Raw genomic sequence first — 15,349 nt, 5'->3', positions numbered from 1 at the left:
GCACTGGGGGCGGGGCACTGCGTCTCAATGTCACACTCGGCTACCGGCCTGCAAGACTGTCGTCTCTCCCGGCCGTGTAAGGCGGGCCTGGTATCTGTTCCGTTCTGCCTATCAAAGCCGGCCAGCGGGCCGCAAGCCTGGAGGATTCGCGGGGAGTGCCTCGGTTTGCGTTTCTCTCCTCGCGGAGAACCATCCTGTCACAGAAATTCCCCTGCGCTCAGGCGCTTCCCCCTTTAAAAAAGGGGGATTGAGGGGGATTTTTCCGGCGTGGACGTGCCGGCTGCCCTCAGAGCGGATCAGCATGGGTGAAACGGAGCGCGCATTTTCAAGCTGAGACACCGCTGGCTCACAGCCACGCTTCCCAAGCCCTCGTCTGCGGGATATGAGGACCTTCAGCCGGGCAAACACCTATGACATTCCAGCCGGATCGGATTTTTGATGTGGACCTTGGGGCGCTTTGGACAGCCGACGCTGCCGGGCTGACAGGACTGGCCGGTCTGAAGCTCCGCAGCGCCCGCTTTGCTCTGGTCTTGTACGAGGAATTCAAGCGCGGCATGCTCGATCTGCACGCCAAGAGCCTGGTCTATACCACCCTGCTGTCCCTGGTCCCTTTTCTGGCCGTCAGCTTCTCGGTCCTGACCGCCTTTGGGGCGAGTCAGGACATTGCCCCCTTTCTGATCTCCCTGCTTGAGCCGCTGGGCGAAACGGGTAGCCGTGTCGTCACAAGCTGGGTGGTGGAGTTTGTGAACAATGTCCAGATCGGCGTCCTGGGGGTGCTCGGCTTCGTCGTGTTGTTCTATTTTGTGCTGTCCCTGGTGGGAAAGATCGAAGACGCGCTGAACTATATCTGCCGCCCGCTCGTCCGCCGTTTTACCGACTATCTGAGTGTGGTGCTGGTCGGCCCGACGCTCATCTTTACCGCCTTCACCCTCATCGCCTCGGCCCGCAGGTCATGGTTCATCCGAGACGTGCTCGAAGACGCGACGCTGGCCGGCGTGCCGGTTCTGCTGTCCTGGCTGGTGCCCCTGCTGGTTCTGTTCGGTGTCTTCACCTTTGTGTACAAGTTTCTACCCAATACGCCGGTCCGCTTGCGCTCGGCGGCGCTGGGTGGGGCGACCGCCAGCCTGCTGTGGACGCTGACCGGCGCCAGCTTTACCGTCTTTGTGGCTGAGGCGCCGGACCGGATTGCCATTTATCGGAGTTTTGCCGCTGCGCTTGTCTTCTTTGTGTGGCTGTACGTGAGCTGGTTTATCATTCTGGTCGGCGGCCTCGTCGCCTATGTCCACCAACATGCCGCCACGCGTTTTGCCTTGATGGCGCGCCGTCAGCACGGCGCCCTGGTTCAGCTCCGGCTCGCCCTGTCAGCCCTGACGTTTTTGACCCGTCGGCATCTCGCCCACGCCCCACCCTGTCCGCTGGCCGACTTGGCGACCAGCCTCGGGGTGTCAGCCGCCGACCTCGAAGAGGTCGTGGAAGCCTGTCTGCGCGGCGGCTTCGTGTGCCGCACGGTCGAACCCGAGGGGCTGATCCTGGCCCGGCCGCCGGAAGATATTGGGGTAGCCGAGGTGTGTGGCGTCATCGAACGGGAAGAGGAAATACCGGCCGACGGGGGAGCCGACGACCGGCTGACGCAACTCCTCGGCCAACGGGCCGAGGCGATCCGGGCCAGCCTCGGCGGGGTGAGCCTACGATCCTTGGCACGGGACGGCGACACGGGGGAAAGCGCTCCCACGGCCGACGTGCGAGCGCCCGGGTAAAACCGGTCCGCCCTCATGAAAGCCGATTGGTCGCGTGCGGAAACTGGTATATGCTCCCCCTTTCTCGGCATTCCCACGGAGGTCCTTGCGTCACGTGTTACCGTCTATGATGAGGTCATCCCGCTTGCCTGCCCTGTTCCTGATACTGACAGTCGGCACCGTGTCGTCCGGCTGTCTGGCGACCTTCGGGCCGCGGGCTATTGAGCGCACCCACCCCGCGTACAACGAAGCCATTATCGCGTCGATCAATGAGCAGATGCTCCAGAATCTGGTGCGGATGCGCTACCGCGATGTCACGTTTTTTCTGGAAATCGGCAGCGTCACCACGAGTTTGTCCCTGCAGGCCAGCGCCGGGGTCGACGGCACGCTGAATTTCGGCAGCCAGGATGTCCTGAGCCCCGGCGCAGGAATTGGCTATGCCGATAACCCGACCATCTCCTACACCCCGTTACAGGGCGAAGACCTGTTGAAGAGTCTGCTCAGCCCGCTCCAACTCGAAGCCATTCTGGTGCTGACCCAGTCGGGCTGGAATATCGACCGGGTGTTCGGCCTGTGTTTTGAGCGGATCAACAACCTGTACAACGCGCCCAACGCCTCCGGGCCAACCCCGCAGCTGGAGCCGGACTATGCACAGTTCAACCTCCTCCTCGACGCGCTGTCCAGGCTACAGCGGCGCCAGCTCATCGAAATCGGCACAACGCAGCAGGACGCCCCCGGGATCACCGTGCGGCTGGTTGCGGATGATGCGGAATACCAGGCGGACATTGATCGCGTCTACGAGCTGCTCCAGCTCGACCGGGAGGTCAAGGACTTCGAGCTGAGCACGGATTTCCTGGCGGTGACGGAGCACCAGTGGGCGGTCCGCCCCCGTTCCATCTCCGGCCTGCTGTACTATCTGTCCCAGACGGTGGAGGCGCCGGAGCAACATCAGACCGACGGGCTGGTGACCGTCACCGAGTCGAAAACCGGCGACATCTTCGACTGGGCAAGGACGCCCGCCGGCCGCCGGTTCAAAATCAGGACCGGGGCCGACCGGCCTGCGAATGCCTATATCGCCACCTACTACCGCGGCCACTGGTTTTATATTGAAGACACCGACCTGGAATCCAAATCGACCTTCATGCTGCTGCGCCAACTGTTTGACCTGCAAGCCGGCCAGACCAAATCCCGGGGGCCAACCCTGACTCTGCCGGTCAGATGATGCCGGCGGAGTCGCCCGGTTTTACTCCGCTCCCTCCGCCGCGTCTCCAAAGATGAGGATCAGGAAGCCGAGGACGGCCAGCGCCCCGAACAGGAAGGCCAGACGGCGATCCGCCCGGTTTTTCCAGGCGGCCAAGGTGGCAATCAAGGATTGCAGGGCGTAGTACAGGGCGAAGGCACGCGAAGCGTAGGCGATAATGGCGAAAATATCGGAACTCCAGGTGAGGATCAGTCCGACGACGCTCAGCAGCGCATAGGCGTGTCTGGGGCTGATCCGGTTCCGGGTCAGCTCGGCAATCAGGCCACCGGAACCGCTGGTATCGGCGGCTGCGGCGCTGAACTGGGCGCTCAGCGCCGCAGCCACCAGCAGCATGGGCAGGATTGGCGCGACGACGACCATCATGTCGATGATCGCGGTCTCGGTCAGCGCAAACTCTCCCGACCGAAACACGTAGGCCAGCAACACGATGTAGGCCAGGTAGATCGCGCTCGCAATCCATTGCGCGAGCCGCATGGACGCAATCCGCGTGTGGGCGTCATACTCGGCGCCGAGGTAGCGCGAGGTCTCGAAACCCTGCACCGTGACGATCAGGCCGAAGGCCAGCGCCACGCCGCTCCAGCCGCTGACCAGGGGGAGGTTGAGGACGAGTGCGCCGGCCGAGACCCGGTCGAAAAAATAGGCGGCCAGGCCCGTCAGCAGCCCGGCAATGATGGCCAGCTTAGCGCTGACCGACAGCTGCTCCAGCCGCTCCAGCGCCCGGAACCCCCACACCCAGCCGGCGACGAGCACCAGAACATAGACCGCGCTCGTCAGCAACTTGGCATGCAACGCATCGTCAACCGGGGTCAGGCTGACCCCAAAGGCACCGAACAGGTTCAGGTAGTAGGCGACCGAAATGATATAAGCGAACGCCAGGGACCAGGACGCCATGCGTTCCAGGCGGATTTGCCACACGTCCCGGTGCGAACCCGGGCGAGCCAGCGTGGCGATATTGTATCTGATGACGGCGCCAAACCAGTATCCGCCGAGGCAGAGGCCGGCCATGACCAGCGGTGCGTAGAAGCCGTAGGCGGTATCCAGAATAGGCCCCAGGACGAGAAACCCACTGCCGATGATGGAGGCCAGAGGCGTGATAGCCGCCCGCCAGCCCGGCGCATTGGCAAGCCGGGGGAGGAACAAGACAACCGCCGTCGCAACGACCGCGGCCATGATGACGCTGTTCAGGACCATCGGGGTGGCAATTCAAGACGAGTCCAAAACGACGCCGGGACTCGGGGATCTTGTTTCGGGCTAGCGCGTTTCACGTTGGGTTGTAGCCATACCCTTCCGTTCTCGTCATGCTGGACGTGTGATCCGGCATCCCTGCTTCGACTTCGCTCCGCTCCGCTCAGCACGAACGGAAGGCCGTTGGTCCTGAGCGTCAGGCGCAGCGCGCCTGGAGTCGAAGGGCGACACAGCATCGTGAAGTGCTCTCAGTGCGGCGACATCAGCACCATCTTTCTCTCCGGGTCTTTTTCGGCATACTCCTGACGGATGGTACGGGTAGCGTGGAGGTGCATTGGGTGGCCGGTGCCCAGGCCGTGCCGGTCAGGCATCTGCCCAGGGGTCAAGCAGCTCGATCCCCATATTCTCGAAATCCCGGACATTCCGGGTCGCCAGCGCCATGCCGCGAGAGCGGGCAATCGCGGCAATCTGAGCGTCAGCCTGCGCAACCGGGCGGCCGGTAGCACAGCGACGGGCGGCGCTCTCCGCATACGCCCGCGCTGCGGCACTGTCGAAGGGCAGCACCCGCCCGGCGAAGTCTTCCCGCAGCATCGCCTCAATGGCCGAGGCGAGGGCGGCGCGACGCCGGCCGGCAGCCAGGATCGCCACGCCGTAGCGCAGCTCCGCCTCGCCCACGGCCGAGAAAAACAGGCTGGCCGCCGGACGGGTGGCCACCCACTGCTCAACGGCCGGAGCGGGTGACGGGCGCATCAGCTCAGACACCACATTGGTATCCAGCACGATCATCGGCGCGGCCTCACTCGAACCGGGGCGGCTCGCGCAGGGGCTGGCGCGATGGGAGTTCCAGTTCTACCCCGCCGAAGGGCGCAAAGCGGGCGCGAATGGCGCGGGCGAGGTTTGTGGGGCCGGCTTGCCGCTCGACGGCCTCGCGCAGGATCAGGCGTGCCTCCTCTTCCATCGACCGGCCATGCGCTGCGGCCCGGATGCGCAGCCGGGTCTTCACGTCGTTGTCGAGATTGCGGATCGTGATGCTTGCCATAGCCATGCCTGTGTCTGTCGGCGTTCAGCCTACTCGATGATTGCAGTGCAATCAACAGACGAGCACCCCTCCGCCCGGGGCGGCTTCCCACCCCATCGGGCTGAGGTCAAACTCATGCAAAAAAATCCGCCACGGCCGTGGCAAACTGTGCGTTCAGCTCTTGGAGCCGCGCCGGGTCCATGCTGAGCGTCCGGCGCTCAAACCAGGGGGGGTCGAGATACAGGGCGCGGTTCATCTCGACCTGGAGCCACGGCACAGGGTTCCCCCCGTAGGTCCGGGTAATATACCCCCCGCCAAAGGGCTGGTTGAGGCTGACCTGGTGAGGCTCCAGACAAAAGGCCGAGCACAGGCAGGCGGCAAAACGTTCCGCCAACCCCATGGGACATGCCCGGCCCCGCACATTGCCGACACAAATCATGGGCCGCGGCTGGCCGGTATCAGGCCCGATAGGCGGTCCGACCGGCAGCATGGAGTGGCAGTCAATGCCCAGCGCCAGGCCGGGTTTGGACACGGCCCGTTCGAGTCGGGCATGGTAGGGCGTGTAGTAGGTGTCGATCAGCCGCGCGATCAGCCGCGCATCGAGTTCTTTGCCCGGCGTATAAATCGGCTGTCCGACACAGGTCAGGGTTTTGACCAGCCCATCCGGATTCGCCGGCGGCAGGTCGTCGGGCGCCCGGTTGAGATCGACGAAAGCCCGGGCAATGTCGGTTGAGATGACCTCGGCGACCCGCCCGCCGAGGTCATACATTTCGCGCACGAAGGGATCGCTGTCGTCATGAATCCCGTGGCGGTCGAGGCTGACCCGTCCCTGCAGCTCGACCGGCACCGCAGTGCCGCCGTGCGGAATAGACAGCACGACTGGAAAAGGTGTCACTACAGCCCTCCTGCGCTGCCATCGCGGCGGATCTCGGCCACGCCCTGAAAGCCTTTCTGGGTCTGGCACTTGAGCACGGCGTGAATTGCCCCCAGATAAAAGGCGTAGGGCTCGCGCCGGTCGATCTTGTAGCCTGTGTCTGCGAGGTGCTGGACAAGCGCGGGATCAAAGCGGTCGGCCTCCAGGCTGACGGTTCCACCGATTGAACAGTGAAAACGCGGCCGCAGCATGGCGTCGAGCATCGAAGCCCTGCCGTCAATCATGTGCATCAGAAATTGACTCACCGTAGAAAAAATACGCTCGCTGCCCGGACTGCCGACGATCATCCACGGCTGGTCGCGGTGAAAGATGATGGCCGGCGCCACCGAGGTCCACGGAACAGCGTTCGGTCTCAGATAAAACGGGTGCGCCGGGTTGTCCGTCTCCAGGGCGTTCATGTAGTTGTTGTACAGAAAGCCCAAGCCCTCAGCCGCAGCTTTCGAGCCATACACCAGCTCAACCGACTGGGTGATGCCGACCGCATTGCCCTCATGATCCATGACCGACAGATGGGTTGTTTCGCCGCCGTCGCTCGGCGGCTCAATCAAGGGCAGGCCGGGGTCGATCTCCGCATGAATGGAGCGCGCCTGCTCTTTGGCGAACTTCTGGCTCAGCATTTTTTTGTCTGGAACCTGGGGGTAGGTATTCGGGTCAAAAGGGCGGCCGCGACGCTGGAGAAAGGCTTTACGAAACGTCTCGGCAATAAAGTGGTAGGACTCTTTCGAGCCGCCGCGAATGAAGCGCGACGGCAGATGGCTCAGCATCAGCAGCACCAGCAGCAGGGTCCGGCCCGCCGCCGGCGGCGGACAGGTCAGCACCGACACGTCCCGGTAGCGGCGTCTGAGTGGCGGGCGCTCAATCGGCCAGGGAATCAGGGCCAGGTCGTCGGCGCGCAGAAAGCCGTCGTGGGCCTGCATGTCGGCGTCGATCTGCTTGGCGATTGTGCCGGTATAAAACGAGCGGGCGCCGTGCTCGGCAATATGCTGGAGAGTCCGCGCCAAGTCAGGCTGTCGAAATAGTTCGCCCTCGCCGTAGGGCGCCGTGCCGTCTTTCAAGAAGTAGCGCGCCCCGGACTGGGACGGCACCCTGAGGAATCTGGCCAGTTCACGGTCTTGCAGGTCGTGCTGGAGCTTGGTGATCGTGTAGCCTTCGGTGGCAATCCGAATCGCCGGCTCAAGCACGGTGGACCAGTCCAGTTGCCCGTAGCGAAAGTTCAAATAGCCCATCACCGCCACGGTGCTGGGAACGGTGGTCGCCCGGTAGCCGACAAACCGCTCGCCCTTTTCAAAGCGGCTGATGTGGGCCAGGGACGGCACCCGGGTTGAGCCGTCAATCGTCGTGGTTTGGCCGCGGTAATGGAGGATGACCATGCTCTGGCCGCCAATCCCGCTGGCCGAGGGTTCACACACGCCCAGGGCAAGCGCTGCGGCGCAAGCCGCGTCCACGGCGTTCCCGCCTTTTTGCAGCATCTCGATCCCGGCCTGGGTCGCCTCGGGAAACGCGGTCGCCACCATGCCGTTGTCGGCCGCCGCCGCCTTGCCGTCGGGCGTGGACTGGAAGCTGCCTTCGATCTGTTCGATTTTCATGCGGAGCGCTCCTCGGCAGCCTGGCGGATGACCATCGCCAGCACTGCCGCGCGGTCAATCAGGCTATCGCGCAGGATGTATTCCCCTGGCGTCTGGGTTCCGCCGCCAAGCGGACCGAGCCCTTCCAGGGCAGGAACACGCTGCGGCGCATAACTGATGTCCGACGAGGTTTCCCGTTCAACCGGAACAACTTTGACTTCCAGGCGACGGGCGATGTCTTGGACGTGTTCATAAAATTGGGCGCTGGACTCCCGTTCTTCGAGCGGGGCGCGTGAGACGGTTTTGCGGATGCGGAGCTGGCATCGGGCGGGCAGGTTCCGCCGTCCGATATCACGAATCTGCTGTTCAATCGCTTCGCTCTGAGCCTCCTGTCGGAAACGGGTCAAGAGGGTCGTGGTGGCAAAATCCGGCGCTAAGCCATAGGATGTTCGGCCTTCGAGTTGGGTCGGTTTCAGGACAATCCCCGTCTGAGATGAGTTCAGCCGCTCCCAGGCGCTCAGCTTCTGACACAAGAGTTTAATCACGTCCGGGCTATCGTCGTTCTCGCTGCTTTTGGCATTGGTCAGCTCAACCTGGAAATCCACCCGCCCCGAGCAGGTGGTGACAATGCCGCCGCTCGGGTCGCCATGTTTGAGCCCGACCACATAGCGCGACGCTGCCGCCCGCTCGGTCACGATGGTTCTGCTGAAACGCCCACCCAAGGCCGCGTCGGTGGTGAGCAGTACGCCGCAACGCACCCGCCGCAGGCGTCGAGTGAAACGCAGCGCCTGGAGCGCCGCCAGCATGACGGCCAAGCCGCCCTTACTCTCGGCAACGCCAGAGCCGTAGAAGCTCCCGCCCTGTTCCCGGAACCCGACATAGTCCCGGTACGAATAGAAGGTGTCGAGGTGGGACAGCAGCAGGATATCATTGCGCTCGCTGTCATGATTGGAAAAGTACAAGACGTTGCCGACCTCGGCTTGCGGATAGGCGTGACGGGTAAAGCCGAGCTGACTCAATCGACCCGACAACCAGTTACCGAGTTGATTGACCCCTTCCGAGTTATGCACATAGGTGTCCATCTCGACCATCTGACGCAGGTTGTCCTCCATGGTGGTGAGATTGCTCCGAATATGCGAACGAACGCGAACCCGGAGCGGCTGCGTGTCGTCCGTCGTTTTGGCTTCCGGGGTGTCGAGGCTGGCCGGGTCGGGCTGGCCAAAATACCGCACCGCCGCCACATCCAGCATGCGGTTGACCAGGGTTTCATAGGTATAGCCGGCGGTTTGGGCGGCGTAGAGGTAAGAGCCGGTCCGGCCCAGGCTGGCCATGGAGTTGATCTCCAGAATGTACGGTTTGCCGTCCAGGTCCATCCGTACATCGATCCGCGCAAAATCAGACAGGCTGAGCGCCTGAAACGCGTCACGGGCCAGCTGTTGCATCTGTGTTGTCTGTTCCTCAGACAGGGACGCCGGACAGATTTTGTCCAGCGGCTTTTGCATTTTGTCGTCCTGGGTCTGAATGGTGTTCGGGTCGCCTTGCAGATCGAATTCGACAACCGGCAAGACCTCCAGTTCAGCCCCGTTGCCCAGCAGGCCGATCGCAAATTCTCGCCCGGCGATAAAGGCTTCGACCAGAGCCTGTTGCTGGTAGTTCTCGACCACCTCTTTGACCGCTGCTCGCAGATCGTCCTGGTTATGGACGATCTTGAGGCCCATCGACACGGCTTCCATTTTGGGCTTGACGATAACCGGATAGGTAACCCCGTTCATGTCGGCGTCGGGGCTGGAGAAAAACCAGAAACCGGGGGTCGGCAGGCCGTGCTGCTGAAACACGATCTTGGCCAGAATCTTATCCAGAGCAACGGCGTGGGCTTGGGGGCCAGAGCCGACATACGGGACGCCGAGCATTTCGAGCATGGCCGGGATGTGCGTATAGCGGCTCTGGCCCTGGATGCCGTAGGCCATGTTGAACACCATGCCCGGCCGCTCACCGGCGATGACGCGGGGCATGAAGTTCTGCAAGTCTTCGGCCACATCAATATTGCCCTCAATGACGCGGACATTGTGGCCGCCTTTCTCCAGCGACGAGGCGACCAACTCGACGGTCTTGGGGTTGTAGCGTTCTTTGGTCTGTGGACCAAGCAAGTTGATCACGTCCGACGGATGAACTTCAGGTTTGTTATAGATCACGGCGACTTTCATACGATGCTCTCCTCAGACACAGAATATCAAATCGGCCTGATTACGCCCAGGCGCTTCGCAGCACGGCTGTCAGGATTCGCTGTGTTCGGGAGGACTCTCCTCGCCCTGGTCGTTCTCGGCAATACGAATCCGAACCCGGATCGCCCGGCCGCCCTGCTCCTCAACGACCTCGGCGACCGCGTCCCGCAGCCGGACCTGATCGCCGACCTTGAGCAGGCGGTCCAGCCGGCTGACCAGCAGCCCCGACAGCGTGTCCACGTCAGGCGCATACAGCTCAAGCCCCAGCTCGCGGTTCACCCGTTCGATCGGCAGCTGGCCGCGCACGGTGAAGACGCCGGGCTCATGCGGCACGATGTCCGGCTGCTCGCTGTCAAACTCGTCCTGCACCGCGCCGACGATCTGCTCCACGATATTTTCCATGGTAATGACGCCGATGACCGACCCATACTCATCGTCGACCAGGGCCATATGCTGGTGGGTGCGCTGCATCTCTCGCAACAGCCGGCTGAGCGGCAGGGTCTCGGGGATGTGGCGCAGGGGCCGGGCGACCGACCTGAGCACGTCATCCCGGCTGTCGGTGATGCCCAGCAAGTCTTTGACATGGACCAAGCCAAGCACCTCGTCCAAGGACCCGACACACAGCGGAAACCGGGTATGTTGCGTTTCCTTGGCCACGGCCAGACATTTTTCAAGCGACCAGTGGACATCGAAGAACACCACCTCCTGGCGGGCGACCATGACCTGGCGCGCCAGCATATCGTCAAAATGAAACACCGCGTTGAGGAGTCGCTGTTCCGAGGCGGACAGCTCGCCTTCCTGCCGCCCCAGATGGATATAGGCCCGGATCTCATCCTCGGTGACGGCGGGCGTACCGAGGCTGCCGGTAAAGAAGCCGGCAAACGCCTGGGTAACCCGGATGATCGGGGACAGCCCGCGCTGCATCAGCGCCAGCGGCCAGACGATCAGCGGCCAGACCGTGCGCCAGTGGGTGGCCCCGTAGGTCTTGGGCAGAATCTCACCCACAAACAGGATGGCGAGGGTCAAACCGACGGAAAATGCCGGGATCCAGCCTGCGCCCAGGAGCTGGGCGGCGTACATCCCGCACAGGGTCGCGCCGGCCGTGTTGGCGACCGTATTGAGCACCAGGATCGCGGAGGTCGGTTGGGCGATGTTCGTCTTCATGGCGATCAGCCGGTCGGCGCGGCGGGCGTATTTGCCCTCGGCCTTCTCGGCTTCGAGCGCGCCGAGGCGGGTCGAGTACAGCGTGGCCTCGAACAGCGAGCACAGACTCGAGATCAGCACCGTCAGTCCGGCAACAATCAACAGTATCGTCATCATCGCCCCTCCGTTCCACGCGACCGATTCATAAGAGTGAGGAAAACACCGCCGCCAAACCGAGAAAGCTGAAGAAGCCGAACACGTCGGTGACGGTGGTCAGGACGATGGAGGAGGACTGGGCCGGGTCCTGGCCCAGCATCGACAGCACCACCGGGATCAGGGCGCCGGCCACGCCGGCAATCGCCATCGACAGCACCATGGCGATGCCGATGACGAGCACCAGTCCGGTCGATCCGCTCCACACGTACACGCCCGCACAGGTGACCAGGGCGACCCCCAGGCCGTTCAGCACTCCCGTCGAGAACTCCTTGGTCACGACCTGCGGCCAGTGGCGCAGGGTTATTTCGCGCAGAGCCAGGCCGCGCAGGACAACGGCCAGGGCTTGCGCGCCGGTGTTGCCCGACTGCCCGGCCACGACCGGCAAGAGGACGGCCAGGGCGGTGAACTGGGCAATGGTGGCCTCGAACAGGCCGACCACCGACGCAGCCAGAAAGGCGGTGACCAGGTTGATCTGGAGCCACGGCAGGCGCTTGCGGACGGCAAAGCCGACGGGCGACAGGGCGCGTTCGTCCTTGCTGGCGCCGGTGATGCTGACCAGATCGGCGGACAGTTCGGTTTCCACCGCCGACACCAACTCGGCCAGCCGAATACTGCCGACCGGCTTGGCGTCATAGTCGATCACGGGAATGTTCGCCAGCTGGTTATTTTCCAGGCTGGCGACGACCTCTTCCCGCGTGGCGAATGCCGACACGGCAGCCGGCGGACCCGCAACCAGGGAGGTCAGCAGGGTGTCCGGTTCGGCCAGCACGACCTCGTGCAACGGAACGGTCCCTGACAGACGCCCCGCCTCGTCCACGAGCAGCAGGTCGGAGAAACGCCGCCCCTGCCGCATCGACCGCAACCGCTCCAGCGCCGCCTCGGCTGTCATGCCGGGCCGAAAGACGGCAATACGGGGGTCCATGAGCCGACCGGCGCTGTCCGCAGGATACTCCATGAGAGATCGGAGCTGCCTGGCCTCGGCCGGCGCCAAACCGGCCAGCAGCTCCTGACAGTGCTGTTCGTCGAGGCCGCTGAGCAGGGCGCCGGCCTGGGGAGGGTCGAGGTCGCGGAGGAGCGGTAGCGCATGCTCGCGGTCGATCTCGACCAGAATGTCCAGGGCCTTGGCCGGCGCCACGCGCCGAAAGGCTGGGCTTGCAATCCGTGGGGTCAGCTGGGCGAGCATCTCGGCCGCCTCGGCCGGTGTGGAGAGTTCGAGCTGATCCGCCGCCTCCTCGGGGTGGCGGGCAAAAAAATCCTCGGTCAGCAGGCGTTCGATACTGGGCTCAGGCGTTGGCACGGGGCGTTTCTCCTGGGGACTCGGCCGAACGGGAGCCGGAACTCAATCCCCCGAACAGCTCCCGGAGGCCGAGCCAGTACAGTTCGCCGACCGCAGCAATGAGGTGCGTCGCTGGAGGGCGTTGCTGGTGCGGATCGAGACGAGCCAGGGCATCGGAGCCGATGGCGCCCACGAAGGTGCCCTGCGGGTCCACCACAGCGACCGATTCAGCGGATATGGCTCGCAGGGTCGCAGCGCTGACACGGTCCGGGACCGCCTGCGCCGGGCTCAGTTCCAGAGATGCGAGGGACGCGTCGCGCCTGCTGCTGAGCAGCTGACCCGGCGTCACAACACCGAGCAGACGCTGGGCGCGATCAAGGACGAAAAGGCGGCCGGCGACCGGACCGCGACTCTGGCTGAGGCGGGTCAGAGCCTCTTCTACCGTCAGGTCGGCGTGGAAGGTGAGGACCGCAGGGTCGGCGAGCGCTCCGGCTGATTGATCCGGGTAACTCAGGGCTCGGCTGAGTGGCACGCGGACGGTCGCCGGAAGACCGCCGAGCGCGGCTTCCCGGACGCGCGGTTCCAGCTGGCGTAGCACCGCAGCGGCAATGGGTGCCGGGAGCAGAGCCACGACCGCCGAGAGTTCTCCCTCGGGCCAGCCGGCCAGGCAGGCACTCGCCAGGCTGGGGGCAAAGCAGGCCAGGACGCCGGCGGCACTCTCGGCCGGCGCCTCCTGCAGGACTGCCGCGATTGCGTCTGGAGAGAGGCGTTCCAGCACGCGCGCGGCTTCCTCAGGGTGGCGGTCCAGGTGGAGCCGGGCCATGGTCTGGAGCGGGGTCGCCATCACGTTTTCCTCAGCACGACCGAGACATCGTCGCAATACTTCCTGGCCGGCAGATGGACCTGACCGTCGGCGGTGTCGAGCACGATAGACGTCGGCCTGATTTCTTGAACGATGCCCTCAATGCCCGCCACCCGGACGACATCGCCGACACGGTAGGCCTGCGCCGCGTAGTAGGAGGCCATGATATTCGTCACAATCGGGCCTGAGCCCAGCCCAAAGGCCAGCGCCAACCCGCCCAGGATTGCGGCCAACACAATGAGGATCGTGGCGGTGAAAAACCCGCTTTCCAGGCCGACTTCCTGGGCGCCGACGATCAGCGCCACAACGAGGACGGCGACCTGGACGAGCCGTCCCAGAGCCGGGGCATACTCCACGCCTGCGGCCGCAGCGACGCGTGTCGTCCAGCGGTTGGCCACAATACCCGCGCCCAGTCCGATGAAGATGATTGCAACCGCCAAGAGGACTCTGGGCATGTAGTAGGCAAGGCTCTGCAATACGCTCGTGACAACCGGCAGGGACAGCTTGTCGATCGCCGCAGCCAGGAAGAACAGCAGGACGACCCAATACACGAAGGCGCCCATGACCCGGGGGGCATCCTCGGTCACACGTGTTCCGCTCAGGCTCTCGGCGGGCCGCAAACGGGTATTGATGCGGGCGACGACCGCGACGACCAGCTTTCTGGTCAGCAGGCGCAGCAGGCTCGCCACAAGCCAGCCCACGAGCAGCAGGCCGACCGCAGCCGCAGCACCGGGCAGCAGGGCGGTAAGCTGCCCGGACAGCTGCTCCAGCGTACTCGTCCAGTTCGGGAAACTCATCGCTACTCCTCAAGTCCGGCTCGGTTCAGCATATGGAGGCTGAACAGTACTCGCTGCTCTCGACCGCTGCAAGCTATCAAGAGAGATGAGAAAGTAAGGCAAATGGCGTACCAAAAGGACAGATTCGGCCAGCACGAGAAGAGTGCGACAATCCGCAACATTGAAAGAGCTGCGGGCTGGCGATACTCTCGGTGTCAGTGAATTACCCTGCCTTGGCCGCAGTATGGCGGAGTGTCCGGAACTCGTGGTCTGCTCCGTGCGGAAGACCCCAGAATGCTGCGGGCGATCTCTCAGAAACGCTGGGCTGATACAGAAAAGCAACCGTGCCGGACTCCTCTCTGCCCAAGCGGGCCACGTGCTGCTGCCGTGTTCCCTGTGTTCTTCTCTTTGTGTGCTCTTTTCTGGGCGCAAAGCCGGTTGGCTGGGCATGGCAGCAAGATACGCTCAGCGGTGAGCTGGGAGGTTATCGCTCCCGCCTCGCAGACCGGGGCGTGACTCTGGGTCTCATCTATACGGGTGAGATGGTCTCCACGCTGTCTGGCGGGATTCGGCAAAAAACGGTCTATCTCGATAATCATGACGGGGTCCTCGTCGCCTCTGAAATACCGTCTCGGTCTTCGTGTGCTGCGACGAGTTATGATACAGCCGAGGCATAAGAAGGCACGGCCCATAGCAGGCGCGCCAGGGGAGTGCGGATATGGCATTTGAGCCGAGTCGGATTTTTGCCGTGGACAGAGAGACGATGTGGACAGCCGACGCTGTCGATTTGGCCGGGCTGGCCGGGCTGAAGGTGCGCAGCGCCCGCTTTGGCGTCGTTTTGTCCCAGGAATTCAAGCGCGGCATGCTCGACCTGCACGCCAAGAGCCTGGTCTATACCACCCTGCTGTCCCTGGTTCCTTTTCTGGCCGTCAGCTTTTCGGTGCTGACCGCCTTCGGGGCGAGTCAGGACATTGCCCCCTTCCTGATCTCCCTGCTTGAGCCGCTGGGCGAAACGGGCAGCCGTGTGGTGACGGGCTGGGTGGTGGAGTTCGTGAACAATGTCCAGATCGGTGTCCTGGGGGTGCTCGGCTTTGTCGTGTTGTTCTATTTCGTGCTGTCCCTGGTGGGAAAGATCGAAGACGCGCTGAACTATAT

The 15,349-nt window shown here is 63.6% G+C and carries 13 protein-coding genes; 3 read left to right on the top strand and 10 right to left on the bottom strand.

What is annotated here, in order from left to right:
• Positions 1-410 precede the first annotated feature (410 nt).
• Complete coding sequence (locus J4F42_15800) at positions 411-1,757, top strand: YihY family inner membrane protein (GenBank protein ID MCE2486978.1); 1,347 nt, start codon at positions 411-413, stop codon at positions 1,755-1,757.
• A 124-nt stretch (positions 1,758-1,881) separates the two neighbouring features.
• A complete protein-coding gene (locus J4F42_15795) occupies positions 1,882-2,958 on the top strand; it encodes a hypothetical protein (GenBank protein MCE2486977.1) in 1,077 nt (358 codons plus the stop codon).
• A gap of 21 nt (positions 2,959-2,979) precedes the next feature.
• Here the strand turns inward: J4F42_15795 and J4F42_15790 are convergent, their stop codons facing one another.
• From J4F42_15790 to J4F42_15745, 10 genes are all read right to left on the bottom strand, one after another.
• Positions 2,980-4,167, bottom strand: coding sequence for a hypothetical protein (locus J4F42_15790; GenBank protein MCE2486976.1), 1,188 nt, complete (start codon positions 4,165-4,167; stop codon positions 2,980-2,982).
• A 378-nt stretch (positions 4,168-4,545) separates the two neighbouring features.
• A complete protein-coding gene (locus tag J4F42_15785; GenBank protein MCE2486975.1) occupies positions 4,546-4,968 on the bottom strand; it encodes a PIN domain-containing protein in 423 nt (140 codons plus the stop codon).
• A 10-nt stretch (positions 4,969-4,978) separates the two neighbouring features.
• Positions 4,979-5,227: a hypothetical protein gene (locus tag J4F42_15780; protein MCE2486974.1), complete on the bottom strand. Its 249-nt coding sequence runs from the start codon at positions 5,225-5,227 to the stop codon at positions 4,979-4,981.
• A 106-nt stretch (positions 5,228-5,333) separates the two neighbouring features.
• Positions 5,334-6,095, bottom strand: a complete 762-nt coding sequence (locus tag J4F42_15775; GenBank protein MCE2486973.1) for an N-formylglutamate amidohydrolase — start codon at positions 6,093-6,095, stop codon at positions 5,334-5,336.
• Complete coding sequence (locus J4F42_15770) at positions 6,095-7,720, bottom strand: gamma-glutamyltransferase (protein MCE2486972.1); 1,626 nt, start codon at positions 7,718-7,720, stop codon at positions 6,095-6,097. The genes J4F42_15775 and J4F42_15770 overlap by 1 nt, the downstream gene beginning before the upstream one ends.
• Entirely contained in the window at positions 7,717-9,903 is a 2,187-nt protein-coding gene (locus J4F42_15765) for a M20/M25/M40 family metallo-hydrolase (protein MCE2486971.1), read from the bottom strand. The genes J4F42_15770 and J4F42_15765 overlap by 4 nt, the downstream gene beginning before the upstream one ends.
• A 69-nt stretch (positions 9,904-9,972) precedes the next feature.
• Positions 9,973-11,238, bottom strand: coding sequence for an HlyC/CorC family transporter (locus tag J4F42_15760; GenBank protein ID MCE2486970.1), 1,266 nt, complete (start codon positions 11,236-11,238; stop codon positions 9,973-9,975).
• 28 nt (positions 11,239-11,266) lie between these two features.
• Complete coding sequence (locus J4F42_15755) at positions 11,267-12,577, bottom strand: magnesium transporter (protein ID MCE2486969.1); 1,311 nt, start codon at positions 12,575-12,577, stop codon at positions 11,267-11,269.
• A complete protein-coding gene (locus tag J4F42_15750; GenBank protein MCE2486968.1) occupies positions 12,564-13,400 on the bottom strand; it encodes a magnesium transporter in 837 nt (278 codons plus the stop codon). The genes J4F42_15755 and J4F42_15750 overlap by 14 nt, the downstream gene beginning before the upstream one ends.
• Positions 13,400-14,215: a mechanosensitive ion channel gene (locus J4F42_15745; protein ID MCE2486967.1), complete on the bottom strand. Its 816-nt coding sequence runs from the start codon at positions 14,213-14,215 to the stop codon at positions 13,400-13,402. The genes J4F42_15750 and J4F42_15745 overlap by 1 nt, the downstream gene beginning before the upstream one ends.
• A gap of 697 nt (positions 14,216-14,912) precedes the next feature.
• Here J4F42_15745 and J4F42_15740 point away from each other — a divergent pair.
• Positions 14,913-15,349 (top strand): YihY/virulence factor BrkB family protein (locus J4F42_15740; protein MCE2486966.1); only part of this gene is annotated, 437 nt, incomplete at its 3' end.

The sequence above is a fragment of the Desulfurellaceae bacterium genome (assembly GCA_021296095.1).
In the GTDB taxonomy this organism is placed as follows: domain Bacteria; phylum Desulfobacterota; class Binatia; order Bin18; family Bin18; genus JAAXHF01.
The sequence above is the reverse complement of the archived record's forward strand: the minus strand, read 5'-3'. Positions and strand labels throughout refer to the sequence as shown.

Bases quoted from the DNA above. Each gene is read 5' to 3' on its own strand.
- J4F42_15745 (MCE2486967.1), bottom strand. From the start codon at position 14,215: ATGAGTTTCCCGAACTGGACGAGTACGCTGGAGCAGCTGTCCGGGCAG.
- J4F42_15760 (MCE2486970.1), bottom strand. From the start codon at position 11,238: ATGACGATACTGTTGATTGTTGCCGGACTGACGGTGCTGATCTCGAGT.
- J4F42_15800 (MCE2486978.1), top strand. From the start codon at position 411: ATGACATTCCAGCCGGATCGGATTTTTGATGTGGACCTTGGGGCGCTT.
- J4F42_15770 (MCE2486972.1), bottom strand. From the start codon at position 7,720: ATGAAAATCGAACAGATCGAAGGCAGCTTCCAGTCCACGCCCGACGGC.
- J4F42_15785 (MCE2486975.1), bottom strand. From the start codon at position 4,968: ATGATCGTGCTGGATACCAATGTGGTGTCTGAGCTGATGCGCCCGTCA.
- J4F42_15750 (MCE2486968.1), bottom strand. From the start codon at position 13,400: ATGGCGACCCCGCTCCAGACCATGGCCCGGCTCCACCTGGACCGCCAC.
- J4F42_15780 (MCE2486974.1), bottom strand. From the start codon at position 5,227: ATGGCTATGGCAAGCATCACGATCCGCAATCTCGACAACGACGTGAAG.
- J4F42_15765 (MCE2486971.1), bottom strand. From the start codon at position 9,903: ATGAAAGTCGCCGTGATCTATAACAAACCTGAAGTTCATCCGTCGGAC.
- J4F42_15790 (MCE2486976.1), bottom strand. From the start codon at position 4,167: ATGGCCGCGGTCGTTGCGACGGCGGTTGTCTTGTTCCTCCCCCGGCTT.